23 protein-coding genes are annotated in these 23,915 nt (G+C 72.2%); 13 read left to right on the top strand and 10 right to left on the bottom strand.

The window, feature by feature from the left end; all coding sequences use genetic code 11:
• Positions 1 to 97 precede the first annotated feature (97 nt).
• From AC4OXY_RS27230 to AC4OXY_RS27185, 10 genes are all read right to left on the bottom strand, one after another.
• Positions 98 to 763, bottom strand: a complete 666-nt coding sequence (locus AC4OXY_RS27230) for a response regulator (RefSeq protein ID WP_356029790.1) — start codon at positions 761 to 763, stop codon at positions 98 to 100.
• On the bottom strand, positions 760 to 2,106 hold the full coding sequence (locus tag AC4OXY_RS27225) for a sensor histidine kinase (protein ID WP_491991226.1): 1,347 nt from the start codon (positions 2,104 to 2,106) through the stop codon (positions 760 to 762). The genes AC4OXY_RS27230 and AC4OXY_RS27225 overlap by 4 nt, the downstream gene beginning before the upstream one ends.
• A 68-nt stretch (positions 2,107 to 2,174) precedes the next feature.
• Entirely contained in the window at positions 2,175 to 2,867 is a 693-nt protein-coding gene (locus AC4OXY_RS27220; RefSeq protein WP_356029793.1) for a response regulator, read from the bottom strand.
• Positions 2,864 to 4,339 (bottom strand): sensor histidine kinase, encoded by a 1,476-nt coding sequence (locus AC4OXY_RS27215; protein WP_402068444.1) that lies wholly within the window; start codon positions 4,337 to 4,339, stop codon positions 2,864 to 2,866. Before AC4OXY_RS27215 ends, AC4OXY_RS27220 begins: the two co-directional genes overlap by 4 nt.
• A gap of 10 nt (positions 4,340 to 4,349) precedes the next feature.
• On the bottom strand, positions 4,350 to 5,558 hold the full coding sequence (locus AC4OXY_RS27210; protein WP_491994648.1) for an acyltransferase family protein: 1,209 nt from the start codon (positions 5,556 to 5,558) through the stop codon (positions 4,350 to 4,352).
• A 52-nt stretch (positions 5,559 to 5,610) separates the two neighbouring features.
• Positions 5,611 to 6,741 carry an alpha/beta hydrolase gene (locus AC4OXY_RS27205; RefSeq protein ID WP_491991225.1) on the bottom strand — a complete coding sequence of 377 codons (1,131 nt, stop codon included), beginning with the start codon at positions 6,739 to 6,741 and terminating at the stop codon, positions 5,611 to 5,613.
• 189 nt (positions 6,742 to 6,930) lie between these two features.
• Positions 6,931 to 7,848: an alpha/beta hydrolase family protein gene (locus tag AC4OXY_RS27200; RefSeq protein ID WP_356029798.1), complete on the bottom strand. Its 918-nt coding sequence runs from the start codon at positions 7,846 to 7,848 to the stop codon at positions 6,931 to 6,933.
• Positions 7,849 to 8,072: 224 nt separating this feature from the next.
• Positions 8,073 to 9,293 (bottom strand): kynureninase, encoded by a 1,221-nt coding sequence (gene kynU, locus AC4OXY_RS27195; protein ID WP_356029800.1) that lies wholly within the window; start codon positions 9,291 to 9,293, stop codon positions 8,073 to 8,075.
• A complete protein-coding gene (locus AC4OXY_RS27190) occupies positions 9,286 to 10,131 on the bottom strand; it encodes a tryptophan 2,3-dioxygenase family protein (protein WP_356029801.1) in 846 nt (281 codons plus the stop codon). Before AC4OXY_RS27190 ends, kynU begins: the two co-directional genes overlap by 8 nt.
• A 636-nt stretch (positions 10,132 to 10,767) precedes the next feature.
• The gene (locus tag AC4OXY_RS27185; protein WP_491991224.1) at positions 10,768 to 11,817 is read right to left on the bottom strand and encodes a helix-turn-helix transcriptional regulator; all 1,050 of its coding nucleotides are present in this window, start codon (positions 11,815 to 11,817) and stop codon (positions 10,768 to 10,770) included.
• Positions 11,818 to 11,976: 159 nt separating this feature from the next.
• On the opposite strand from AC4OXY_RS27185, the gene AC4OXY_RS27180 reads away from it, so the two are divergent.
• The 13 genes from AC4OXY_RS27180 to AC4OXY_RS27120 all read left to right on the top strand — a co-directional run bounded on the left by AC4OXY_RS27180 (position 11,977) and on the right by AC4OXY_RS27120 (position 23,839).
• Positions 11,977 to 12,123 carry a hypothetical protein gene (locus AC4OXY_RS27180; RefSeq protein WP_491991223.1) on the top strand — a complete coding sequence of 49 codons (147 nt, stop codon included), beginning with the start codon at positions 11,977 to 11,979 and terminating at the stop codon, positions 12,121 to 12,123.
• Between the two features lie 220 nt (positions 12,124 to 12,343).
• On the top strand, positions 12,344 to 13,327 hold the full coding sequence (locus AC4OXY_RS27175; RefSeq protein WP_491991222.1) for a 2-dehydropantoate 2-reductase: 984 nt from the start codon (positions 12,344 to 12,346) through the stop codon (positions 13,325 to 13,327).
• On the top strand, positions 13,324 to 14,415 hold the full coding sequence (locus AC4OXY_RS27170; RefSeq protein ID WP_491991221.1) for an NAD(P)/FAD-dependent oxidoreductase: 1,092 nt from the start codon (positions 13,324 to 13,326) through the stop codon (positions 14,413 to 14,415). Before AC4OXY_RS27175 ends, AC4OXY_RS27170 begins: the two co-directional genes overlap by 4 nt.
• 4 nt (positions 14,416 to 14,419) lie before the next feature.
• Positions 14,420 to 14,713, top strand: a complete 294-nt coding sequence (locus tag AC4OXY_RS27165) for a 2Fe-2S iron-sulfur cluster-binding protein (RefSeq protein WP_491991220.1) — start codon at positions 14,420 to 14,422, stop codon at positions 14,711 to 14,713.
• A gap of 146 nt (positions 14,714 to 14,859) precedes the next feature.
• Positions 14,860 to 15,618 carry a hypothetical protein gene (locus AC4OXY_RS27160; RefSeq protein WP_491991219.1) on the top strand — a complete coding sequence of 253 codons (759 nt, stop codon included), beginning with the start codon at positions 14,860 to 14,862 and terminating at the stop codon, positions 15,616 to 15,618.
• Between the two features lie 106 nt (positions 15,619 to 15,724).
• The gene (locus AC4OXY_RS27155; protein WP_491991218.1) at positions 15,725 to 17,059 is read left to right on the top strand and encodes an ATP-grasp domain-containing protein; all 1,335 of its coding nucleotides are present in this window, start codon (positions 15,725 to 15,727) and stop codon (positions 17,057 to 17,059) included.
• A gap of 33 nt (positions 17,060 to 17,092) precedes the next feature.
• Positions 17,093 to 18,439: an ATP-grasp domain-containing protein gene (locus tag AC4OXY_RS27150; RefSeq protein ID WP_491991217.1), complete on the top strand. Its 1,347-nt coding sequence runs from the start codon at positions 17,093 to 17,095 to the stop codon at positions 18,437 to 18,439.
• Positions 18,439 to 19,728 (top strand): ATP-grasp domain-containing protein, encoded by a 1,290-nt coding sequence (locus tag AC4OXY_RS27145; protein WP_491991216.1) that lies wholly within the window; start codon positions 18,439 to 18,441, stop codon positions 19,726 to 19,728. The genes AC4OXY_RS27150 and AC4OXY_RS27145 overlap by 1 nt, the downstream gene beginning before the upstream one ends.
• Complete coding sequence (locus tag AC4OXY_RS27140) at positions 19,725 to 20,810, top strand: LLM class flavin-dependent oxidoreductase (protein WP_491991215.1); 1,086 nt, start codon at positions 19,725 to 19,727, stop codon at positions 20,808 to 20,810. The genes AC4OXY_RS27145 and AC4OXY_RS27140 overlap by 4 nt, the downstream gene beginning before the upstream one ends.
• Complete coding sequence (locus AC4OXY_RS27135; protein ID WP_491991214.1) at positions 20,807 to 22,078, top strand: MFS transporter; 1,272 nt, start codon at positions 20,807 to 20,809, stop codon at positions 22,076 to 22,078. Before AC4OXY_RS27140 ends, AC4OXY_RS27135 begins: the two co-directional genes overlap by 4 nt.
• 2 nt (positions 22,079 to 22,080) lie before the next feature.
• Positions 22,081 to 22,653 carry a flavin reductase family protein gene (locus AC4OXY_RS27130; RefSeq protein ID WP_491991213.1) on the top strand — a complete coding sequence of 191 codons (573 nt, stop codon included), beginning with the start codon at positions 22,081 to 22,083 and terminating at the stop codon, positions 22,651 to 22,653.
• Positions 22,650 to 23,579 (top strand): EamA family transporter, encoded by a 930-nt coding sequence (locus tag AC4OXY_RS27125; RefSeq protein WP_491991212.1) that lies wholly within the window; start codon positions 22,650 to 22,652, stop codon positions 23,577 to 23,579. The genes AC4OXY_RS27130 and AC4OXY_RS27125 overlap by 4 nt, the downstream gene beginning before the upstream one ends.
• On the top strand, positions 23,576 to 23,839 hold the full coding sequence (locus AC4OXY_RS27120; RefSeq protein ID WP_491991211.1) for a hypothetical protein: 264 nt from the start codon (positions 23,576 to 23,578) through the stop codon (positions 23,837 to 23,839). The genes AC4OXY_RS27125 and AC4OXY_RS27120 overlap by 4 nt, the downstream gene beginning before the upstream one ends.
• Positions 23,840 to 23,915: the final 76 nt, after the last annotated feature.

The following is a 23,915-nucleotide window of genomic DNA, read 5'->3' as shown; positions in this document are numbered from 1 at the left end:
CCGTTGCCGCAAAAACCCTCGCACTTGCGCAGCTTCAGATGCGCATGTTCGAACATCAGGCGATGCAAGGCCTGTTCATGAGCAACGTGACGCAGCGTCAGGCCGGCGTGACCAAACGTGCCTCGTACGCGAAGACCGCTGCCTGGGTGCGGTCTCTCAGGCCCAGTTTCACCAGGATGCGGCTCACATGGGTCTTGATCGTCGACTCCGCCACCACCAGTCGCTCGGCGATCTCGGCGTTCGACAGGCCCTGGGCGATCAGGATCAGGACCTCCGTCTCGCGTTCGGTCAGTTCGCCGTAGGTCGCCTGGGCCGCCGGGATCAGGCGCGGAGGTTCCGAGAGGCGGGAGAACTCCGTGATCAGGCGTCTGGTGACCGAGGGAGCGAGCAGGGCCTCGCCGGCGGCCACCACCCGGACGCCGTCGGCCAGTTGCCGGGCCGAGGCGTCCTTCAGGAGGAAGCCTGAGGCGCCGGCGCGCAGGGCCTGGTACACGTACTCGTCCAGGTCGAACGTCGTCAGGACCAGCACCTTCGCCGCCGCGTCCGCCGCGACGATCTCCCGGGTCGCCTCGATGCCGTTCAGCTCCGGCATCCGGATGTCCATCAGCACGACGTCCGGGGCCAGCTCGCGAACCCGGTCCACCGCCTCCCTCCCGTTGACGGCCTCGCCGACGACCTCGATGTCCGGCATCGCGTTCAGCAGGACCGAGAAGCCCTCGCGGACCATCATCTGGTCGTCCGCGATCAGTACGCGGATGGTCATGCGTCCCCTTCGCTCGCGGCGGCCGGCACCGGCAGGAACACCGTCACCTCGTAGCCCCCGTCGTCCGTCGGGCCCGCCGTCATCTCGCCGCTCAGCATCGAGACCCGCTCCCGCATGCCCGTCACCCCGTGCCCGGCACCGGGCGAGGGATTTATCAGGTGGGGGGCCGGCGGCGGGGCGTTGACGATGCGCAGGCCCAGGCCACCGAGAACGTAGCCTATTTCCACCCGGGCGTCCGCTCCGGGGGCGTGCCGCAGGGCGTTGCTCAGCGCCTCCTGGACTATTCGGTACGCCGACAGCTCCACGCCCTGCGTGAGTTCGCGGACCGCGCCCGTCACCGCCTTGTCCACCACCAGGCCGGCCTCCCGCACATTGGCCAGCAGCCCGTCCAGGTCCGCGAGCGTGGGCTGCGGGGCCTCCGGCGCCTCGTAGTCCTCCGCGCGGACGACGCCCAGCACCCGGCGCAGCTCGGTCAGGGCCGCGACCGCGTTCTCCCGGATGGTGGCGAACGCCTTCTCCAGCTCCGGCGGCGGATTCTCCACCCGGTACGGCGCCGCCTCCGCCTGGATCGCGACCACCGACATGTGATGGGCGACCACGTCGTGCAGCTCGCGGGCGATGGTCGTGCGCTCCTCCAGCAGCGTGCGGCGCGAGCGTTCGTGCGCCGTCACCGTCTGCTGCGCGGTCATCTCCTGCTGGGCCTCCCTGCGTATGTGCCGGACCGTGACGATCAGCAGGAGCAGCGCCGACAGGAACAGCATCGGGGCGGTGTCCGTGCCGTACTCGTTCCCGCCGAGGACCATGTCGCAGAAGACGCCGAACACCGCGGTCAGCGCCCACATCCAGGCCGCCGTGCGCGGGCGGGTGCGCAGCGCGACGACCGTCAGCACCAGCAGGTGGGAGAGGAAACTGGCCGGCGCCCACGGCCAGCTGCCCTCTCCCCGGCCGATCACGGACATGACGACGGTGCCCGCGAGGGACGCCCAGAACGCCCCCACCGGACGCACCAGGGTCAGCAGCACCGGCACCAGCGCGCAGAGCCCGCACAGCAGGGCGAGCAACGGCGCTTCCTCGTCCGCCATGGCGACGAACAGGGCCACCGCACCGCCGAAGGCCACCAGCAGGTGCCGGGACCAGGCGCCGTACTCCCGCATCCGGCCCGGCAGGCGCCGGGTGAGCGGGCCCGCCTCGCCCGGCCGGGGCAGCGGGTCGTATCTGAAGGCGTCCTGGAACAGTTCCTGCCGCAGACCGCGCAGGGCGTCTGCGGCCAGCCACATCTCGGGGCTGCGCCGCCGGCCGGCCCGGCCCGGCGGTGTCGTCTGCGTGTGCGTCGTCTCGGTCACGTACAGAACGGTAGGCCGAGGCCATGGTCGCGGTCGTCCCCTTGGAGAGGGGTCCTGCGGGGTCCCTCTCAGGTACTACGGGTCGCCCCTCCCGGGCGGACCAGGCCCGACTCGAAGGCGAACACCGCCGCCTGCGTGCGGTCGCGCAGCCCCAGCTTCACCAGGATCCGGCCGACGTGCGTCTTCACGGTCTGCTCGGCCACGACCAGCCGCTCGGCGATCTCCGCGTTCGACAGACCCTGTGCGATCAGCGCCAGCACCTCCGTCTCCCGTTCCGTCAGATCGCCGACGCGCTGCTTGAGCGGGGCCCGGTTCCTGCCGTCCATGCGGGAGAACTCCGCGATGAGCCGCCGGGTGATGCCGGGCGCGAGCAGGGCGTCGCCCGCGGCCACCACCCGCACCGCCTCGGCCAGCTTGTCCGCCGAGGCGTCCTTGAGCAGAAAGCCGGAGGCGCCGGCCCGCAGCGCCTCGTACACGTACTCGTCCAGGTCGAACGTGGTCAGCACCAGCACCTTGACCGCGGGGTGCTCGACGGTGATCCGCTGGGTCGCCTCAAGGCCGCCCATCTCCGGCATCCGGATGTCCATCAGCACGACGTCCGGGGCCAGTTCGGCGGTACGGGCGATCGCGTCCAGCCCGTCCACCGCCTGCCCGATCACCTCGATGTCGGGCTGGGTGTTGAGCAGCACGGTGAAACCCTGCCGGACCATCTCCTGGTCGTCGGCGATGAGTACACGGATAGTGCCGGCACCGCTCGTCATGGGGACTGCTCTCCTGTCGGGGGCTCGGGACTGTGCGGGTCGGGGTCGGGGTCGAGCTCGGGGCCGGGGCCGGACGCGGAGGGGCGGGCCGGGTTCGCCGGCTGCGGGGTGCCCTCGCGCGGCAGGAACGCCGTCACACGGAAGCCGCCGTTCCGGTCGCCCGTCGCGACGACGTGTCCGCCCAGCATGGCCGCCCGCTCCCGCATCCCGAGCAGACCGTGGCCGCTGCCGGGGGACGGCGGGGCCGGGCGGGTGGGGCGGGAGTTGGTGACGTCCAGGCATATCCCGTGCGGGTAGTGGAGGACCTCCACGGTGGCCGACGCGCCCGGGGCGTGCCGCAGGACGTTGCTCAGGGCCTCCTGGACGATCCGGTACGCCGACAGCTCCACACCGGGCGGATAGCCGCGCGGCTCGCCCTCCGTCTTCATGACGACCTCCAGACCGGCCGCCCGGGTGTTCTCGATCAGCGCGTCCAGCCGGGCGAGGTTCGGCTGCGGGGCGTCGGGGGCCGGGCCGGTGCCGGGGGCGGACAGCCGGTAGGCGTCGTCCAGGGCCTCCGGGTCGTCCGGGCCCGCCGACCGCAGGACACCGAGCACACGGCGCAGCTCGGTCAGCGCCTCCAGGGCGTTGTTGCGGATGCCCGCCAGGTTCTCCTTCAGCTCCTCGGAGGGGTTCTCGACCAGGTGGGGGGCGACCTGGGCCTGGATCGAGATCACCGACATGTGGTGGGCGACCACGTCGTGCAGCTCACGCGCGATACGGCTGCGCTCCTCCAGCAGGGCGCGGCGGGCCCGCTCCTCCGCGGTGATCGTCGTCTGCTGGGCCAGCTCCGCCCGAGCCTCGCTGCGGCTGCGCAGGGCGGTGCCGATCAGGACCGCGACGGCGAAGAGGGCGACGGCCACGACACCGGTCGGGGAGTATCTCCGGGCACCGATGGGGGCCTCCAGCACCCACGTCACCACGACGGTGATGCCGAGCGCGGCGAGCGTGCCGCGCAGGCGGGTGCGCAGGGCGAGGAGGGCCAGCACGACCATCTGGGCCAGCAGGGCGGGCGTCGTCCAGGGCCAGCCGGAGTTGGCGGTCGCGTCCGTCGCGAGATGCGGACGGGCGAGGAGGGCGGTGAGCACGGCGGCGGCCAGGGACGCGGCCCAGGCGGGGACGGGGCGCCAGATCGCCACAACGACGACGGCCCCCTGGACGAGGCCGAGGAGCCAGCCGACGACGGCCGTCAGCCCGTACTCGTTCGCCAGCTGGTCCCCGCCGCCCAGGCCGATCCCCAGCGCGGCGTACGCGACGAACAGGTAGATGAGGAAGCGGAGCCAGCGGTGCCGGGCGAAGGGGGGTGACTGGGAAGAGGGGTTCTCGCCCAGCCAGGTGCGCAGGCGGCGGCGCCGGGTCGGGGTGGGCGTGACGGGTTCGGGTGTGGGGCGGCGCTGTCGGTCGTTCTCGTCGTCGGCGGCCGCGGGCTTCACGAGGTCAACATTAGGCATTGCGCGGGGTCTTTGCTGGGGGCAGGTGGCGGCGGACCACGTGCGACGTGCGGTCCCGGGGGCGGCGCGGGCCCTGTTCGTGGTGGCGGAAGGCCGTCCAGCACAGGGCCAGGACCAGAGCGAAGACGGGGAGCCAGGCGAGGCGGTACATCACCCAGTCCGGCGAGTCCGGTGCGGTGTGCAGACCGGGCAGGCGGCCCGCGGTCAGACCCGTCGCGGTCGTGGCCATCATGGCCGTCTGGTGCCACAGGTAGATCGTCATCGCCGAGAGGTTGACGAGGGCTGTCGCCGACCAGAGCAGCGGGCGCGTCATCGCGCGGCGCAGCCGGTCGCGCAGGAGCAGGGCCAGGCCGCACTGGGCGAGACCGAAGGCGACGGCCGCGAGCGTCGGCGGGTCGAGGTTGGAGATCCTCGCTCCGGGGACGCCGACCATCGACGCCGGGTAGCCGGCGAAGCCGACGAGCAACGCCGTCGCCGTCGTACCGCCGAGGAGCAGGACCCAGGCCGCGCGGCGGGTGTCCAGCTCGCCCCGGGTCCAGGCCGCGCCCAGCGTGTACGGCACGAGCCAGCCCGCCGGCAGGTTCAGCCAGGCGAGCCAGGCGGGGCCGAGGTGCAGGCCGAAGCGGAGCAGGTCGACGTGCAGGACGACGGCCAGCGGCCAGAGGGGGTTGAGGCGGGTGAGGAGCGGGGTGGCGGCCGTCAGGGCGGCGAAGACCAGCAGGAACCACAGCGGGGACAGGGCCAGTTTGACCAGGGTCTCGATCGTGGCCGGCGGGGTGCCGGTGAGGAGGAGGGCCGTGGCGGCCACCGCCCACAGGCACAGCAGCGCGGCCACCGGGCGCAGCAGCCGGGTCAGTCGGGCGCGCAGCCAGGCGCCGTAACTCTCGCCCCGGGCCCGGGCCGAGGCGAGGCTGCGCGTGGCCACATGGCCGCCGACCAGGAAGAACACGGCCAGGGTCTGGAACAGCCAGGAGACCGGGGCCAGCCACGGCATGTGCTGGAGCGGGCTGGTGGTGTGCAGGCCGCCGTCCCTCGCCACCAGCGCGGTCACCAGCCAGTGGCCCAGGACGACGCCGAGGATCGCGAAGGCCCGCAGGGCGTCGACCGCACGGTCGCGGTCGGCCGGAGTGGCGGAGTCCACCTGGTGGGCGCCGCGGCGAAGAGCGCGGACGGGGTGAGGGACGTGCGGAGGGCGGAGCAGGTGGCGTCGCGAGGGGTGGACAGGGTCGTGAACGGGGTGGAGTACGGCTGGCTCAGGCACGGGTCACCTCCGAGGTCTCGCCGAGGGTGATCCGGGCCAGGTTGGCGAGGGAGGCCGAGCCCGGGGTGAAGTAGCCGCTGTGCTGGGCGTCGCCGGCGTCGAAGACCCGGGCGCCGAAGGCGCGGGAGACCGGGTCGGTGCCGAAGCCGATGGCGGTGCCGAACAGGTGGACGCTGGTGTGCGGGACGTGCGCGATCCAGTCGTCGCCGCCCCGGGCCGCCCAGACGCGGGCGCGGGTGTGCAGGGCGGCGGCGGAGCCCGCTCCGGCGCCGGGGCTGCCGACCAGGGCGATGTCGTCGGCGTCCAGGCCGGGGGCGGCCCGGCCGCAGACGACCGAGCCGTAGGAGTGGCAGAGCAGGGAGAGGTGGGCGTGCGGCTCGGTCGCGGCCCGCAGGTCGCGTACGAAGGTGCGCAGGTGGGGAGCGGCTTCGTCGGCCCGGGTGGTCGTGGTGACGGTGGTGCTGACCGTGGCCGGGGTCTCGTAGCCGAGCCAGGCGATGACGGCGACGCGGGTGCCGTGGGGGGCGCGGTGCGTGAGGTCCGCGTACAGCGCCGCGGCGGTCTGGTGGAAGCGGGCGTAGGTGTCGAGGGAGGTGTCCGAGCCGGGGACCAGGACGGCGATGTGGTCGGCACGGGAGAGGTCGCCGAGGACCTCGGTGGCCCGGCCCGCGCCTCGGCCGTCGAAGGAGAGGAGGTTGCGGGAGGCGAGGGTGCGGTCGGCGGCGGCGCGGTCGGTGTCGCCGTGCTCCGCCGCCATGGTGGCCGCCGCGGTGGCGTCGGCCCGGTTGGCCTCGTAGGTCTTCTGAAGGGTGCTCGCCGTGAGTGGGGGCAGGGCGGAGGGGCGGGGGGCCGGGATCCGGGGGTGGGTGGTCGCGGCGGAGAGGGGGGCGGCGATGGCCGTGGTGAGGAGGGCGGCGAGGAACGCGCGACGCCAGTGTCTGCGACGCCTCGGCGGGAACAGGCCGCGCCTCGGCTTCGCCGTCGGCGCCGTGCTTCCCGCCCGCGCCGTCGGTGACCGCTGCGTCGCCGGGTGCGGGCGGCCCTCGTGGGGCGCACTCGCCATCGGCGGCTGCGGGTGGGAGGAGAGGCAGGGGTCGGGGGTGTGCGGGGGATGCTGCCCCATGGTCGGCTTCCTTTCAGAAAGCCCGGCCATCGGGCCTTTCTGACAAGGAAGTTATGGATCGGGTCCTGTCGTCGGCGTCCCGCCTGAGAGCGGTCCTTCGGGGTAGCTCTCAGGTACTACGGGTATGACCGGGGGCGGCCCCCAAGGGGCGGGCCGCGGCTGCCCCCCCCCAGGGAGCAACCACCCACATCACCAGGCCAGTTGGGCGATCTCCTCCGCCACCACCGCGCACGCGTCCGCCGCCGGGTCGATCAGCGGGAAGTGGCCCACGTCCTCCAGCAGGGTCAGGCCCGCCACCTCGCCCGCCTTCGCCGCGGCGTCCGCGTACGACTCGGCCACCGCCTGCGGCACCACCAGGTCCGTACGCCCCTGGACGAGCGTCGTCGCGATGCCCGTCGGGAGGAGGAGCACGGGGTCGGCGTACGGGCGGCGCGCGGCGAACCCCTCGTGGCCGCCGAGGAGTTGCAGGCTCGCGTTGCCGCAGACGTCCAGCTTCTCCGCCACCTCGAAGTCCGCGATCGGGGCGAGGGCGACGACGCCGCGGAGCAGGGCCGGGCCGGTGGTGCGCCACGGGGCGTCCGCGGGCAGGACGTGCCGGGCCGCCGCCCACAGCGCCAGGTGGCCGCCCGCCGAGTGGCCCGTCAGCACCGTGCGGCGCGGGTCGGCCTGCGGCAGCGCCGTGCGGACGAGGTCCGGCAGGGCGTCCAGGGCCGCCGCCACGTCGTCGAAGGTCTCCGGCCAGCGGCCCGCCGAAGGGGTGGCGCCGTCCCCGGCGCCTCCGTCCGCCGCCGTGCCCTGCCCCGGGATCAGGGGAGGCTCCCCGCCCCGGCGGTACTCGACGTTCGCCACCGCGAAACCCCTACGGGCCAGGTAGTCCGCGAAGGGGGTGATGTGCCGGCGGTCGTAGCGGGCCCGCCAGGCGCCGCCGTGCAGGACCACCACCAGCGGGGACGGGGAGTCCGGGGCGGTGGACCGGGGGGCGTAGAAGTCGATCACCTGGTCGGGGTGGTCGCCGTACGCGGAGCTGATGTCGGGGTCGACCGGGGGGTGCGAGAAGGCCGACTCCTCTTCGGCGGCGGCGCGGGCTGCTGCTGCGTCGTCCGGCATGCTCCAACCTCTCAGCGATGGAACGTTTTTGGCGTGTGACGGACCAGAGGGGGGAACTCCGCGTCCACCGTTGGCGGGGACGGTATCAGGCCGGTGACGTGCGCGGACATGGGGTTGTCACGCAGGGTGAGGGCGGAGCGGTCCGCACGGTGCCCCACGGCTCCCAGGGGGAGGGACCGGCTGTCCCGGACCCCTCCCCCGGACCCCTTTCCCGGGGCCGTCGCCTACGCCAGCTCCTCCCCCAGGATCCGCGCCGCCCGCTCCGCGTCGGCGAACCCGACGTACAGCGGGGTGAAGCCGAAGCGGAGCACGTCAGGGTGCCGGAAGTCACCCACGACACCCCTGCTGATCAGGCGTTTCATCACCTCGCCTGCGTCCGCGCAGCGCAGCGCGACCTGGCTGCCGCGCTCCTCGTGGCGCTCGGGCGTCACGGACTCGACGCGGCCCGGCTCCGTGTACGCCCGCACGCAGCGCAGGAAGAAGTCCGTCAGGGCGAGGGACTTCGCGCGGACCGCGGGGACGGAGACGTCGTCCCAGACCTCCAGGGCCGCCTCCAGGGCGAGCATGGAGAGGATGTCCGGGGTGCCCACCCGGCCGCGCAGCGCGCCCGGTGCCGGTGTGTAGGACGGGCTCATGCCGAAGGGTTCGGCGTGGGAGTTCCAGCCGGGCAGCGGGGAGTCGAAGCGGGGCTGGAGCTCCCGGCGGACGTAGAGGTACGCCGGTGAACCCGGGCCGCCGTTCAGGTACTTGTACGTGCAGCCGACCGCCAGGTCGACACCGTGCTCGTCCAGCCCCACCGGCAGCGCGCCCGCGCTGTGGCACAGGTCCCAGACGGCGAGGGCGCCCACGGCGTGGATCGCGGCCGTCAGGCCGGGCAGGTCGTGCAGCCGGCCCGTGCGGTAGTCGACGTGGTTCAGCAGGACCGCCGCCGTACGGGTGCTCAACGCCCCCGGCACCTCCGCCGGGGTCACCGGGCGCAGGGTGCGGCCGGTCAGGCGGGCCGCCGACTCGGCGATGTAGCCGTCCGTGGGGAACGTCGTCGCGTCGACGAGGATCTCGCTGCGGCCCCCGCCCGCCTCGTCCGCCATCCGTGCCGCCGCCACAAGTGCCTTGAATACGTTGACACTTGTGGAGTCGCCCACGACGATCTGGCCGGGGGCCGCGCCGACCAGCGGGGCGATCCGGTCGCCGATCCGCTCGGGCGCGGTCCACCAGCCGCTCTCGTCCCAGGAGCGGATGCGCAGCTCGCCCCACTGCCGGCGCACGACGTCCGCCACCCGGTCGGGGACGTGGGCCGGGAGCGCGCCGAGCGAGTTCCCGTCCAGGTACACGCCCGCGGCGTCAGCCGCGTGATCGGACACGGTGTCGAGGACGAAGCGGTCCCGCAGCGGCGCCAGCTCGTCCGCTGCGTCCAGTTTCTCCGCCTCCAGCGCAAGCTCAGACATGGGACCTCGCCGTCCACAGCTCCGGGAACACGTTCTTGCGGGCGCGCTTCTCCAGCCAGGCCACACCGGCCGAGCCGCCCGTGCCGGGCTTGGCGCCCATCGCGCGGCGGGTGGCGACCAGGTGGTCGTTGCGCCAGCGCCACACCAGTTCGGCCACGTCGGTCAACGCCTCGCCCAGACGCGCGAGTTCGGTGTCCGGATCGTCGGAGTAGACCGCCGCCCAGACCTTTTCGACCTGGTCGGAGGGCTCGTAGCGCTGGGAGACGTCCCGGTGCAGGACGGTGGCCGGGACGGGGTGGCCGTGCCGGGCCAGCAGGCGCAACACCTCGTCGTACAGGCTCGGCTCGTGCAGCGCCTTCTCCAGCTCCGCGTGGGCGCGCGGGGCGCCGCGGTGCGGTACGAGCATGGACGCGGACTTCTCGCCGAGCAGGAACTCCATGCGCCGGTACATCGCCGACTGGAAGCCGGAGCCCTCGCCGAGGGCGGAGCGGTAGGAGTTGAACTGGGCGGGGGTGAGCTGGGCGAGCGGGGTCCAGGAGGCGTTCAGGGCCGCCAGTTCCCGCACGGAACGCTTCAGGGCGGCGATCGCGGTCGGGACGTCGTCGGCGCGCAGGGCCTTGGCGGCGGTCTCCCACTCGTGCACGATCACCGTGAACCACAGCTCCATGACCTGGGTCGTGACCAGGAAGACCATCTCTCCGGGATCGTCGGAGAGGGTGTGCTGGAGGTGCGTGAGGACGTCCGCGCGGACGTAGTCCTCGTACGGCGTGGTGCCCTGGAAATCGAGATGCGGGGTCTCGGGCTCAGCGGCCTCGTGGGGGCGAGCCTGTTGGGACATCGCTGTCTCCTGTTGTACTCCGGGTAGCGGTCCGCCCCTGCCGATTCCGGCACGGGGGCCCCGGTCCCCACCCGCATCCTCTGTAATCGGCTCCTGTACGGCAAGGCCCGTCCATTGCGGGACGGGCCACACCGGCCCCGTCCGGGAGGTCGGCCCAGGGTCTGGGCGGCCGCCGGCGAGGAGTCCTTCAGGAACTGCGTGCAGGGCGGCGTGGATGTGGTCGAGCATGCGGTTCAGAGCCGCGCCGACCTGCCCGACCTCGGTACGAGGGCCGGTCTCCGGTTCGGAGACCGGCTCGCTGCGAGAGCGGTATGGCTCGTCGCAGACCGTCGGTGCCGTAGGCAAGACCACCTCGCTGCGCCAGGCGGGTGAGGTGACAGAGCCTCTCGTGGTCGGCGTGGTGATCTCACTCGTCACACCGGCGACCGAGGGGCTTTGGTGTCTCACCGCCTTCACGGGCGGCGAGCCGCTGTCGGAACGAACTGCCGGCCAGTCCGATACGAGGTCTCCATTCTGAGCGAGGGCCTTTGTGGCTTGGTCCCGAGGGGCTGCTGGTCAGTAGGTCAGTGGTGCTGGATTCCCAACTGGTGCGGACCGGAGGGAGGCGTCGTTGGTCGGCCGGGCCGCAGGCTGTCGTCAGTCGTCCAGCCAGCCGGCCCGCCGGGCGTAGCTGCCCGCCTGGAAGCGGCTCTGGGCGCCCAGTTCGGCCAGGAGCTCCGAGACATGGCGGCGGTAGGTGGTGGTGGACATGGAAAGCCGGCGGGCGGCCATCTCGTCCTTCATGCCGGACTCCAGCATGCGCAGCACCTCCCTGCGCACGTCGTCCTTGGGGGCGGCCGAGGGGTCCCCGTCGGACGCCGTGAAGGGCCGCCCGTACTCCCACATGCTCTCCCAGGAGCGGTACAGGAAGCGGACGAGCGAGCGGTCCCGCACGACCAGCGCGCCTCGGTTCGGGGGCTGGTCGGGATCGGCCACGACGGCCGTGTCCGCGTCGAAGAGGATGATCCGGTCCGGTATGTGGCCGATGGTGCGGAACTGCACGCCCGCTCCGGCCGCCGTGCCCATGTGCTGCCGCATGTAGGGGTGGGACAGCACGGAGTGCGGGTACAGCGTGCGGAGCCGGAGGCCGCGCTCGGCGGCCTCCGTGGTGCGTCCCCGGCCCTCCTCGATCACCGGCTGGGCGGGCAGCGAAGGGTGAGCGGAGGCGATCTCGACGCCCGCGGTCAGTGTGAGCCGTTCCAGGACGCTGCGGATCGCGTCGATTCCGGTCAGCCGCTCCACCCCGGTGCGGGTGACGTGGCTCTGCCACGCCTCCTCGAACACGCCACGCATGGTCATCACGTGGTTGTTGACCTGGTCCGAGCGCTGTCGCAACTGCCGTATCCGGGCCTCAACGGGGCCGTTGAGATGGGCCGTGGCGACATCGGGGCTGTTGGCGGTATAGGTGGGGGACGACCCGGGGTCCTCGCCCGAAGCGTCGGCGCCGGCCTGCGTGGGATGCAGCAGATGGAGGGCCGCGAGGTCGCGCACCGCCTCCGCGATCTCGGCGATCGGCCTGTCGAGTTCCCGCGCCACGAGCGCGGTGTGCAGGATCCCGTTCTCCAGTGCGATGCGATAAAGACTCTGGTGCAGTTCGAGCAGCTGCGGCAGCTTCGGGTCCGCCCCCACCCCCGTACCGGTGTCCATCTTGCCCACTTTTCCTATGCTCTACGCGGATTGCCTGTGACAATAACTTGTCAGTGACTTTTCATCATCGGCTTTCAGTGGCCACGGACACTCCCGCTCCGGCAAGATTTCTGTCGGGCGAGGGAAAACCCTTCACCCATAAAACTGGGGGAGAAAAGCGTGAGCACCAGGCGTTCCACAGTCGCACTCATCGCCGCAATTTTCCTTGCCGGAATTCTCGGAACGGCGACGGCGGCCGGCGCGGACACCGCCACGAACAGCCACGTCAGCGCGGATGACATCATCTGGGGCGCCGTCGAAAGATGACGTCACGCCCATACGTCCCCCTCCTCCCCGCACTCGTTCACCCTTTTCGAAATCGCGATCAATGGCGACCGGGTAATCAGATGAACTGTACCCGACAGGGTCGCGGGGTGGCGGGAGGGTTGGGCTGTGCCGACCCAGGTCGGCGGCGAACCAGGCAGGGGAAACCCCCGAGTGCCGGACAACAGCAGGCGAAATCTGAGCCACAAGCGAGGAAAGAATCGTGAAGATTGCCATAGTCGGCGCGGGGGGCATCGGAGGGTTCTTCGGAGGCCGGCTGGCCGCCGCCGGACACGATGTGCGGTTCGTAGCCCGGGGCGCCCACCTGGAGGCGTTGCTCCGGGACGGGCTCACCGTGCGCGGACCCGCCGGCGACCTTGTCGTCGAGGGGGTGCGGGCGACCTCCGACGCCCGGGAGATCGGCGAGAGCGACTTCGTGCTCCTGTGTGTCAAGACCTGGCAACTGACCCCCGCCATCGAGGCGTTGAAGTCCCTGGTGGGACCGGAGACCGGCGTGGTGACGCTGCAGAACGGCGTCGAGGCACCGGAGCTGGTCGCCGCGGCCGTCGGCCGGGAGGCGGTGCTGCCCGGCGTCGCGAAGGTCATCGCGCGGCTGGCCGGGCCCGGCCTCATCGAACACGTCGGCGGCGAGGGATCGCTGACCTTCGGCGAGTGGGACGACCGGGTCACCGACCGCGCCGTACGGCTGCGGGACGCGCTCTCCGGTGCCGGGGCGACCGGTGTCGTCGCCGACCGGATCTGGGCCGAACTGTGGGCCAAGTTCCTGTTCGTGGTGCCGTTCGGCTCGCTCGGCGCCGTGACGGACGCGGGGTTCGGCGAGTTGCGCTCCCGTCCCGGCACCCGCCGGCTGCTGGCCGACGGCATGGCCGAGGTGGAGCGGCTGGCCCGCGTCGCGGGCGTCGAACTGCCCGACGCCATCGTCGAGTCCACGCTCGCCTTCATCGACCGCCAGCCCGCCCAGGGCACTTCCTCACTCCAGCGGGACATCCTGGCCGGCCTGCCTTCCGAACTCGACGCCTGGACCGGCTCGGTGGTGCGTCTCGGCGCCCGCCTCGGCACGCCGACGCCCGTGCACGACGTGCTGTACGAGGTGCTGAGCCTGCGCGAGGAGCGCTCGCGTGCGGAGCGCACGAAGGATGACGGCGACGACGGTGGAGACGGTGGAACCGAGGGTGGCCGGCGGTGACCCGAGCAGCCGAGACCACCACGGACACAGCCGGCGCGCCGGCGAGCACAGCCGACACACCCGGCACACCTGATCCGGCTGACGCGGCCGACACAGCCGACATAGCCGTCATCGGCGCTGGACCCTCCGGCCTCCACGCCGCCTACTACTCCGGTTTCCGCGGCCTGACCTGCGTCGTCATCGACGCCCTCGACCATCCCGGCGGCCAGGTGGCCGCGCTCTACCCGGAGAAGGCGCTCTACGACATCGCCGGGCACCCCGCGATCAAGGGCCGCGAGTTGATCGACAACCTCGTCGCGCAGGCGGCCGTCTTCGAGCCGCGGTATCTGCTCGGCCACACGGCGACGACGCTCACGCGACGCGCCGGGGGCGGCTGGACCGTGTCCACCGACCGCGGCCGGCTCGTGCACGCCGGGGCCGTCGTGATCGCCGCGGGCCTGGGCCGGTTCACGCCCCGCGCCCTGCCCTGCGCTCTGCCGTACCTGGGCCGGGGCGCCGCGTACCACGTGCCGCGCCCCACGGACCACGCCGGGCGGGACGTAGTGATCGTCGGCGGCGGGGACAGTGCCGTGGACTGGGCGCTGGCCCTCGCCCCGATCGCCCGCAGCACCACTCTGGTGCACCGGCGCGGCTCCTTCCGGGCCCACGAGCACAGCGTGAAGCAGCTGTACGACGCCCCCGTTCGGATCCTCACGGACGCGCAGGTGACGGCCTGTCACGGCGAGGGCCGGCTGGAACGCGTGACGGTCACCCACGGCGAGCAGTCGGCGCAGGCGCCGGCGCAGGCGCTGGTCGCCGCGCTGGGCTTCTCCGCGAACCTCGGCCCGCTCGCCGACTGGGGGGCGCGGCTGGAGCACCGCGCGTTTCAGGTTGATCCCGCCACCCAGCGCACCAGCCTGCCAGAGGTGTACGCGGTCGGCGACGGCTGCGCCCGCCCCGGCCGGGTCCCACTGATCTCGGTCGGCTTCGGCGAGGCGGCCACCGCGGTCAACCACGCCGCCGTGGCCCTGCGCCCCGGCAGCCGGCTGGCCCCCGAGCACTCCTCCGACGTCCCCCCACCTGGCCGCGCCGCGCGAAAAGGCTGGTGACGCCGTGCTGTTGAAGAAGCTGACCGTGCTGCCCCACGGGCTGGACATCATGCTGCCCGCGGGCTCCCCGCTCACCGACATCGAGTTCGAGACCCCCGAGCGCGTCATCCCCTTCGGCTGTCGCTCCGGCGCCTGCGGTGCGTGTGTCGTCGAGGTCCTCGACGGCGCCGACGCGCTGGGCGAGAGCGACGACGAGGAGCTGGACTTCCTGGCGGACCTCGGCAGGTCCGAGGGCTCCTACCGCCTGGCCTGCCAGTGCCGGCTCCACGACTCGGCGACCATCCGTCTCGCCGACTGACGCCGCCCCCTCACCCTTCCTGACCCACCGCGCACAGCACGCCGTACCGCCGTGGCCCGACGGCCCGCGGTGCCGGCCGCGTGCGCCCCCGAACCATCCCCGTCCCGGAACAAACCTGCCCGACAGGGCACAGCAAAGGGAGACCCATGTCCAACCGAGTGATCAACGTCGGCTACGAGAACCGCCGTCCGTTCCTGAACGCGGCCGCCTCCGCCGAGCTGCGCGCCGAGATCGACGTGCAGATCGACCGGCAGATCGAGGAGTGGTACGAGACCGTCCCGGCCGCCGCCCACCTGGAGGGCAAGGACGTCAACTCCGCCTATTACAAGCGCAACCTGGTGGAGACCGCCTGGCGCATCCGCCTGCTGCGCGTGGCCGAGTCCAAGGCGCTCACCGAGATAGCCAAGCGCAGCCCGGAGGCCGCCCAGGTGTGGGCGAACTACGAGCAGGAGGAGATGCTCCACGACGAGTTGTTCATCGACGACCTCGCCAAGGTCGGCGTCAGCCGCGAGGAGTTCCTCTCGATCGAGCCGTACCTGTCGACCAAGCTGCTCACCGGCTACTTCTCGTACCTGCTGGACCACGAGGGTCCGCTCGGCGTGGTGGCGTACTCGTACCTGGTCGAGTACGTGAACGTGAAGCTGGAGCCGCGCAAGCTCGTCGCCCTCAAGGAGTCCGTCGGCGAGGGCAACATCGGCGGCCAGATCAGCCACTCGCACACCGACATCAATGACGACCACCCCGGCGAGGTGTGGGCGGCGCTGCGCTTCCTGATCCGCGGCGAGCAGGACGTCGAGGCGCTCAAGCGGTACCTGCAGGAGCACCAGCGGCTGCTCGCCCTGTACTTCGAGGAGCTGTACGCCAACACCCTCGGCACCGGCGAGAAGGCGACCCTCGCGGCCTGACCCGCCCCTGACGCTCCTCGCTCCCCTCCCTCCCCTCTTTCCCCGTGCATCCGAGGAGGCGGAGGGAGGAGCACCCCGCACCCGCCCACACCGAAGGGACCGCACAGTGAGCCACCCGGCCACGGCACACGGCGAGGGAGTCCTGCTGCTCAGCCACGTCGGCTTCTCCTTCATGGAGGATCTGATCGCCGCGCTGGACGCACGCGGACTGGCGTCCTACGTCCTCAGCTCCCTGCCCGAGCCGGAGCACGTGCCCGCCCGGCAGGCCGACCTGGAGGCGAAGGCGAGCCGCGTCCGGTGCACCGACGACCATGTGCTCACCCGCGCCGACGTGGAGTCGTACCTGGCGGAACTGCGCGAGCGCGGCGAGCGTGTCCTGGCCTGCGTCACCGTGTGGGAGGGCTACCGCCATCTGATGGCGCACGCCAACGCCCTGCTCGGGGCGCCCGACCTGGACCCGAAGCAGGTGCTGGCGCTGCGTGACAAGCTGACGCTGCGCCAGGAACTCGCGGAGGCCGGCCTGAGCCGGGTGCGCGCGGTGGCGCTCACCGAGGAGTCGCTGGCCCTGTACCGGCGGCGCCCGGGGCGCTACTTCGTCAAGCCCGTGAGCGGCATCGCCTCCTACGGCACCTTCCCGCTGTCCGCCGCCACCACCTGGGCCGGGATCCAGCGGATCACCGAGGAGTCCCGGGACGACACCGTGTACGCCTCCGCCTTCGGTGACGGCGGGCTCTCCTTCCTGATCGAGGACTACCTGCCGGGACGCGAGTTCAGCTTCGAGGTGCTCGTCGGCGACGGCGAGGCGTTCGTGGTCGCCGTACACGAGAAGCGCGAGGTGACCGAGACCGACGGGGCCGTCCTGGAGAACGCCTGCACCAGCCCGCCCGTCTCCGTCGGCCCGGAGCAGACCGCCGCCGGCCTCGCCTGGGTCACCGGTCTGCTGGCCCACCTGGGACTGCGCTGGGGCTGCTTCCACGTCGAGGCCCGGTACGACGGCTCCCGGTGGGACCTGATCGAGGTCAACCCGCGCGTCGGCGGCAGCCTGATCTCGCCCAGCGTGCGCGAGCTGAACGGCGAGGCCGGGCTGCTCGACCTCTGGCTGGACCTGCTGCTGCGTCCCGCGGACCGGGACCGGCTGCGCCGGCTGTCGTTCCGGGCCGACGGCACCACCCCGGCGCCGAACGCCACCTTCTTCCGCGTCTTCTTCGCCGAGCCGGGCCGGATCGACCGCATCGGCGTCGCGGACGACCTGCCGCTCGCGCCCGCGCTCGCACAGATCCTCCTCAGCGAGGGCGACACGGTCGAACCCCGCGCCCGCGAGGTGTTCCTCGGGCAACTGCTGTGGCGCTTCCCGCTCACCGAGCGGGACCGCCTCCTGCCGGAGCTGGAGCGGGCCTCCGCACACGCCCTCGACGTGCGCTACGGCCCCCTGCCGCGCTGACCGCCAGACCGCCTACCTCAGGAGACGACCCTCATGCCCACCGCACCGCCCAGATTCCTGATCGTCGACTACAACCTGAGCCGCGTCGACGACGTACGGCACATGCGCCGGTACGCGCGGGAGCGGCACGGCGCGCTCACCACCCTCGTCCGCGCCCGGCCCACCGAGACCGACACCCGGATCAGCGACGAGGTGATCGACCTCGACCCGCTCGACGCGGACTTCGCCGGGAAGGGCGAGAAGCTGCTGGGCCCGCGCAGAGCGGAGTTCGCGGCGGGCATCGTCTTCTCGGACAACGCGGTGCACAGCGGTGCCGAACTGCTGCGCCGGCTGGGCCTCAGGGTCGACGCGCCGGAGCCGGCCGCGGCCGCGTACTGCAAGCTCACCTACCGTGACGCGGAGAGCACCAACGGCGCCCTGCTGAGCGCCCAGCGGGTCCTGGTGCCCGACTTCGCTCGGGTCGAATCCGTCGCCGACCTGCGGGAGTTCGCGCTGCGCCACCCCGACGGCTTCGTCGTCAAGCCGGCCAAGGAGGGCAACAACCGCGGCGTCGTCCTCGTCCGCCCCGGCGACGATCTGGACACGGCGTTCGCGGAAGTGAGGCCGTATGTCCGCGACGGCGTGTTGTGCGAGCAACTCATCCCCTACCGGCGCGAGTTCTCCTACGACGGCCTGGGGAGTCTGTCCTTCGTCACCGAGAAGCTCAGCGCGGCCGGCCGCTACCCGGTGGAGGTCGCCCAGGTGCTGCCCGCCCGGGTGAGCCCCGCCGGACACGCCACGCTGCGCCGCGCGGGACGGCTCGCGAACTGGCTCGTCGGCCAGTGCGACGGCCCCTACCACAACGAGATCAAGCTCAGCGACGACGACACCCACGCCGCCGTCGTCGAACCCAACCGCCGTCCGGCCGGCATGAAGATCTGGTCGCTGGCAGCCTGGGTGCACGGTGTCGACCTGTACGAGAAGTGGGTCGACGCGGCCTTCGGCCTGCCGGTGGACACCGAGCTGCCCGCCGCGGACCGCTCCGCCGCCACCGTGATGCTCGGCGTCGGCTCCGACCGCGGCTTCGCCCCGTCCGACGTGCTTCCCGACGCGGTCCCCTTCGAGGACGCCCTGGCCGCCACCCGCGCCCGCCACGGTCTCGCCGCCGACGAGCTGACCGCGACCGAGTTCGGCTGGCTCGCGCACAGGCGCCGCGACGTGCATGCCGTGCCCCACGACAACGCCGACTTCGCCGCTCAGTGCTGTGTGCTCCTGCACTGCGCGCACGCCGACATCCGGGACGTCGTGCACACCCTGCGCGAGGTGTGGCCGGCCGCGCTGGACGCCGCCTGCGACGCCCCGGGCACCCACCGCGGGAGCACCTTGCTGGAGGCTTGCTGATGAAGATCCTGATACTCCACCGCATTCCCTATCCGAAGATCGAGTACCACCGGGGAATCGACCACGAGCGGCACGACGTCACCTACCTCGGCACCGCGGCCGCTCTCGCCACCCTGCCCGCGGACCTGCGCGCCACCCGCGTGGCCCGCCCCGGGCACGGATCCGCGTACGACGAGGCCGTGGCCTGGCTCGACGGACAGGACGGGCAGGACGGGCAGAAGGTCCGGGAGGGGCACTTCGACCGGATCATTTCCATGTCCGAGTACGAACTGCTGGACGCGGCCCGGCTGCGGGAGCGGCTCGCAGTGCCCGGCGCCCCGGTGGAGAGGGTCCTGCTCGCACGCGACAAGGTGCTGATGAAGAGCGCCGTCGAGCGGGCCGGGCTGCGCGTCCCGCGCTTCCTGCCGCTCGGCGATCTGCTGAAGCGGGGCGGCGCCGCGCCCTGGCCGGGCCGGACCGTGCTGAAGCCGCACCGCGGCGCCTCCAGCGAGAACGTCGTCGTCTTCGGCACCCCGCGCGAGGCATACGAGGCCGTCACCTCCCGGCGCTCCTCGGCGGCCGATCTGGACGCGCCGGACGACAACGGCGAGGCGGTGGCCTCGTACGAGGTGGAGGAGTTCGTCGACGGGCCGGTGCTGCACTTCGACGGACTGGTGCAGAACGGACAGGTGCTCGCCCTGACCGGCAGCGAGTACCTTGGCACCTGCCTCGGCTACGCCCAGGGCCGGCCGCTGGGCTCCTTCCAGATCGAGCTCGCGGACGGCGCCGCGTGGTGGGTGGACCGCGCCCTGGACGCCGTCGGCATCCGCGACGGCAGCTTCCACCTGGAAGCCATCCGGGACGGCGCGGGCGAGCTGGTGTTCCTGGAGGTCGGCAACCGAGTCGGCGGCGCCGACGTGGCCGACACCTTCGAACGGCGCACCGGCGTGCACCTGCCCTCCTGGGAGCTACGCGTCCTGCTCGGCGAGGACGTGGCCGGCCGGCTGCCCGAACCGCCTGCCGACCGCGCCTGGTACGGCTGGTTCGTCCACCCCGGCCACCACCTCGGCGCCGGTGTCCTGGAGCGCCTCGACGGCACGGACGGGTTCCGGGCCGAGGCGCTGACCTGGCACGAACTGCCCGCCGGGGCACCGCTGCCCGACCACATCACCTACGGCGCGCACGAGACCGTCCTCACCGGGACCGTCGGCGCCGCCTCCCCGGACCGGACCCGGGACTGGATGACCCGCCTGTTCGGTTCGCTGCGCCTGCGCACCGCGGCGCACCCGCACGAAGGAGCAAGGACATGACCGAGCTGAGGTTCCACTGGGGATCGGCGCTGGACAGTGGTCAGAAGAAGTCCACCGAGAAGTACCGCTCGGACGTCCTCGACCTCGACGGCGCCCTGGACTTCGCCCGGGAGGCCGACACACTGGGGGTCGAGTCCCTGCTGATGGCGCAGAGCTACAGCCTGCCCGATCCCGTGCCGCTGCTCGGCGCGATGGTGCGCGAGACCCGGCGCGTGAAGTACATCCTGGCGTACCGCCCCGGCCTGCTGTCCCCGACCCTGTTCACCCAGATCGTGAACACCGTCTCCTGGATGTCCGAGGGCCGCATCGCGCTGAACCTGGTCGCCGGCATCTCCCCGGTGGAGCAGGCGTACTACGGCGACTTCCTCGCCCACGACGACCGGTACGCGCGCGCCACCGAGTTCCTGGACGTCCTGCACCGCTTCTGGCGGGGAGAGACCCCGCTGACGTACGAGGGCGCCCACTACCGTCTTAAGGACGCCCAGCTGGGGCTGGCCCCCTATCGGGGACGGCGTCCCGAGATCTATGTCAGCGGTGCCTCCGAGCCCGCCCAGCGGATGGCGCTGGCGTACGGGGACTGCTGGTTCCGCTACGGCGATGTCCCCGAGGAGATCGCCAAGGCGACCGGGCGGTTCCTGGAGCGGGGCCGTGAGGTCGGCCTGCGCATGCAGGTGTTGGCGCGGCCGACCCGCGAGGAGGCCCTGGCCGACCTGGCCGAGGTGATGAGCGAGACCGACGAGAACCACCGGGAGTTCGTGGCCCGCTTCGTGGCGGCCGCCGACTCGCAGGCCGTGCGCAACTCCTTCCGGCTCGCCGAGGAGGCGGACGGCGGCTGGCTCTCCCCGCTGCTGTACTCCGGCGCCGTCGCCTACCGCGGTGGCCCCGCGTTGTGCCTGGTGGGCAGTTACGCCGAGGTGGCCGCATACCTCATGGAGTACAAGGCGGCCGGCGTGGGCCAGTTCATCTTCTCCGGATGGCCCGCCCGGGACGAGATGAGGCACTTCTTCACCGGTGTGCTGCCGCTGGTGCGCGAGTCGGAGGCCGCGCACCGGCACGCCGTGGCGGCCGGGGGCACGCGGTGAAGCGGACCCGTGCCGAGCGCGTGCGCCGGTTCCTGTTCGGCACCGGAGTGCTGGCTGGGCTGATGGCGGAGCAACTCGTCCTGTTCGCCGTCCCGTTGCTCATCTACCAGGAGACCGGGAAGGTCACCACGCTGGGTGCCTCCTTCGCCCTGGAGTGGCTGCCCGCGCTGGCGATGTACCCGTTCGCCGGGTTGCTGGCCGACCGGGACGGCGGCACCCGGCTGTTCACACGCGCCAACTCGGCCCGCGCGGCCGTGCTGGTGGTGACGCTGACGCTGTGTCTGGCCGTCCCCTCCTGGACCGTCGGACTGCTGATGGCCAACGGGGCGCTGCTGGCATCGGTCATGCCCGCCGTCCGTATGTCCGTGGAGAAGGTCGTGCCGCGGCTCGCCCAGGGCGACGACCTGCCGCGCACCCAGGCCCTCTTCCAGAACATGGAGCTGCTGGCCCAGGCCCTCGGCCCCGGCCTCGCCGTGCTGGCCGCGGCGGCGCTCGGCAAGATCTGGCTGCTGGGCCTCGCCGCCTCGCTGTTCGCCATCGGCGCCGCCTGCTGGCTCGGCCTGCCGCGCCTCGCCGGCTCGGGCGACGGACCCGGCAGCGCGCGGGTGATTCTCTCCGACCTGGGGCTCGGCTGGCGGCTGCTCGTGACCAACCGCCCGGTGCTGCTGCTGGCCGGCCTCAACTTCGCCATCAACCTGGCCTTCGCGACGATGCTGAGCGCCAACGCCGCGGTGGTCACCGGCGAACTGGGCGCCCCGGAGTCGTCCTTCGCCCTGCTCAACACGCTCGTCGGGATCACCGGACTGGCCAACCTGGCGCTCACCCCGCTGCTGGTGCGGCGGTTCGGCGTGCCGTTCCTCGGTGTGGTCGGCTACGTCGTCCAGTGCGCCGCGCTGCTGCTGCTCTCCTTCGCCCCGACCTTCGCGCTCTACGCCACCGGGTTCGTGGTCGCGATGGGCGGGGTGGCCTACTTCAACGTCTTCAACCGCACTGAACGCGTGAAGATCATCCCCGGTGAGCATCTGGGCAAGGTCATGGGTCCCTTCTTCCTCGTGGGTCTGACGCCCTACCCCGTCGGCGGCCTGCTCGTCAGCACCCTGGGCGCGACGGTGGGACCGCAGCACCTGGTCGCCGGGCTCGCGGTGCTGCTCGCCGCCGTGGGCGCGATCGCCCTGCCGGTGACCCTGCGCAGCTTCCGCTCGGCCCTGACGGCGTCGCAAGCGCCGGACGCCCACGCGGACGCGCTGTCGACTCCAGCGGAGGCATGAGCATGACCGACACCTACGCTGAAGAGCTGCGGCGCACCGGTCCGGTGGACGGTGGTCCCGTGGGCGGCGCCACTTTCCGTGCAGCGATGTCACTGCTTGCCGCGCCGCTGACGGTGGTCACCACCACGGACGCGGCGGGGCGGCGCTGGGGGTTCACCGCGAGCTCCGTGACCTCCGCGTCGCTGGAACCGCCGCTGGTCCTGGTCGGCATGTCCCACGACTCCAGCTGCCGGCCCGCGTTCGAGGGGGCGGTCGAGTACGTGATCAACATTCTCGCCGAGCGGCATGCGGGCGTGGCCCGCGCCTTCGCCGCCCGAGGCGTCGACCGGTTCGCCGGGCATGTCTTCGAGGACTGGCCCGGCAGCCGGCTGCCCCGCCTCGTCGGAGCACAGGCTGCCCTGCGCTGCCGCCTCGTGGACCGCGTCCCGGTCGGCGACCACCAGTTTCTCGTGGGCGAACTGACCGGCCTGCACTGCGGTCCGCCGGCCCGCCCGCTGCTCTGGCACCGGCGGGACTTCTGCACGGGCACGGAGGCCGGCCAGGACATGGAAGAACCGGAGAACCCCTTGCGATGAAAGCCCGACATGTGCTCCTCGCGGTGGCGATCACCGCGATCTGGGGATTCAACTTCTCGGTGACGAAGATCGGCCTGGAATCGGTGGACCCGTTCCTGCTGACCGGCATCCGCTTCACGCTCACCGCCTTTCCCGCGGTGCTGGTGGTCCGGCGCCCCGACGTGCCCTGGCGCTACCTCGCCGGATACGGCCTGGTCTTCGGCGTCGGCCTGTGGGGCGTGGTGAACCTCGCGGTGAAGGCGGGCGTGTCCGCGGGCATCGCCTCGCTGGTGCTGCAGCTCAGTGCGTTCCTGACGATCCTCCTCGGCGCGGTCGTCTTCCGGGAGAAGCTCGCCCGTCACCAGATCGCCGGCACCGTCATCGCTCTCGGCGGCCTCGCCTGCACCGCGTTCCTCACCGACGGCAGCGTCACCGCCGCGGGCCTCGCCCTGGTCGTCCTCGGCGCGTTCTCCTGGAGTGCGGCCAACGTCCTGCTGAAGAAGGCGGCCCCCGACCGGGTCGCAGCGTTCCTGGTGTGGTCCTGCCTGTTCTCGCCGATACCGCTGTTCCTGCTGGACCTCGCGGTGGGCGGCGTCTCCGGCTTCGAGCGCCTCGGCTCCGGGCTGGACCTCACCGCCGTGGCCTCGATCCTCTTCCAGGCATATCCCAACACGCTGTTCGCGTACGCCGTCTGGAACTGGCTGCTGAAGGAGTACCCGGTGTCCACCGTCGCCCCTCTGTCCCTGCTCGTGCCCCTCTTCGGCATCACCGGCTCGGTGCTGATCTTCGGTGAACAGCTGCCCGCGCTCAAGGTGCTGTCGGGTCTGCTGATCATCGCCGGGCTGGTGGTCAGCCTGTACGGCGGCCGCCTTCGGGCCGCCGTGTTCCGGCCCCGCTCCGCCCAGGCATCCGGCGCCGCGTCCCCGTCCGAGGAGGCCACGGCATGACGACGCCCTCGATGATCCCGGGGGTGGTGGACGGAACGGTGACGGCGTCGACAGAAGTGGACGGAACCGTCTCGTTGCGCATCACCATCGGCGACCGCACCGGTCACGGTGACTACGTGGAGCTGATCATCGCGGGCGAGCACGCCGGCCGTATCGCCGCGACCCTGCTGAGCCCAGCGGACACCGCCGCGCCCACAACGGCACCCTGCTCGGTCGGAGTCCGCCTCACCACCGGTACTACAAGGGCGCTCTGGAGGTGAAGGTGGCCCCCGCGACAGCGCGACGGCTTCGAGCCGCAGATCGTCAAGAAGCGCCGGCGCTGGGACGAGGCATGGA

It is taken from the genome of Streptomyces sp. HUAS MG56, assembly GCF_058673395.1.
The sequence above is the reverse complement of the archived record's forward strand: the minus strand, read 5'-3'. Positions and strand labels throughout refer to the sequence as shown.

Coding starts and splice junctions, on each gene's coding strand:
- kynU (WP_356029800.1), bottom strand. CDS start 9,293: ATGTCTGAGCTTGCGCTGGAGGCGGAGAAACTGGACGCAGCGGACGAG.
- AC4OXY_RS27140 (WP_491991215.1), top strand. CDS start 19,725: ATGACCGAGCTGAGGTTCCACTGGGGATCGGCGCTGGACAGTGGTCAG.
- AC4OXY_RS27230 (WP_356029790.1), bottom strand. CDS start 763: ATGACCATCCGCGTACTGATCGCGGACGACCAGATGATGGTCCGCGAG.
- AC4OXY_RS27205 (WP_491991225.1), bottom strand. CDS start 6,741: ATGGGGCAGCATCCCCCGCACACCCCCGACCCCTGCCTCTCCTCCCAC.
- AC4OXY_RS27220 (WP_356029793.1), bottom strand. CDS start 2,867: ATGACGAGCGGTGCCGGCACTATCCGTGTACTCATCGCCGACGACCAG.
- AC4OXY_RS27150 (WP_491991217.1), top strand. CDS start 17,093: ATGCCCACCGCACCGCCCAGATTCCTGATCGTCGACTACAACCTGAGC.
- AC4OXY_RS27120 (WP_491991211.1), top strand. CDS start 23,576: ATGACGACGCCCTCGATGATCCCGGGGGTGGTGGACGGAACGGTGACG.
- AC4OXY_RS27145 (WP_491991216.1), top strand. CDS start 18,439: ATGAAGATCCTGATACTCCACCGCATTCCCTATCCGAAGATCGAGTAC.
- AC4OXY_RS27190 (WP_356029801.1), bottom strand. CDS start 10,131: ATGTCCCAACAGGCTCGCCCCCACGAGGCCGCTGAGCCCGAGACCCCG.
- AC4OXY_RS27125 (WP_491991212.1), top strand. CDS start 22,650: ATGAAAGCCCGACATGTGCTCCTCGCGGTGGCGATCACCGCGATCTGG.
- AC4OXY_RS27130 (WP_491991213.1), top strand. CDS start 22,081: ATGACCGACACCTACGCTGAAGAGCTGCGGCGCACCGGTCCGGTGGAC.
- AC4OXY_RS27160 (WP_491991219.1), top strand. CDS start 14,860: ATGTCCAACCGAGTGATCAACGTCGGCTACGAGAACCGCCGTCCGTTC.
- AC4OXY_RS27200 (WP_356029798.1), bottom strand. CDS start 7,848: ATGCCGGACGACGCAGCAGCAGCCCGCGCCGCCGCCGAAGAGGAGTCG.
- AC4OXY_RS27185 (WP_491991224.1), bottom strand. CDS start 11,817: ATGGACACCGGTACGGGGGTGGGGGCGGACCCGAAGCTGCCGCAGCTG.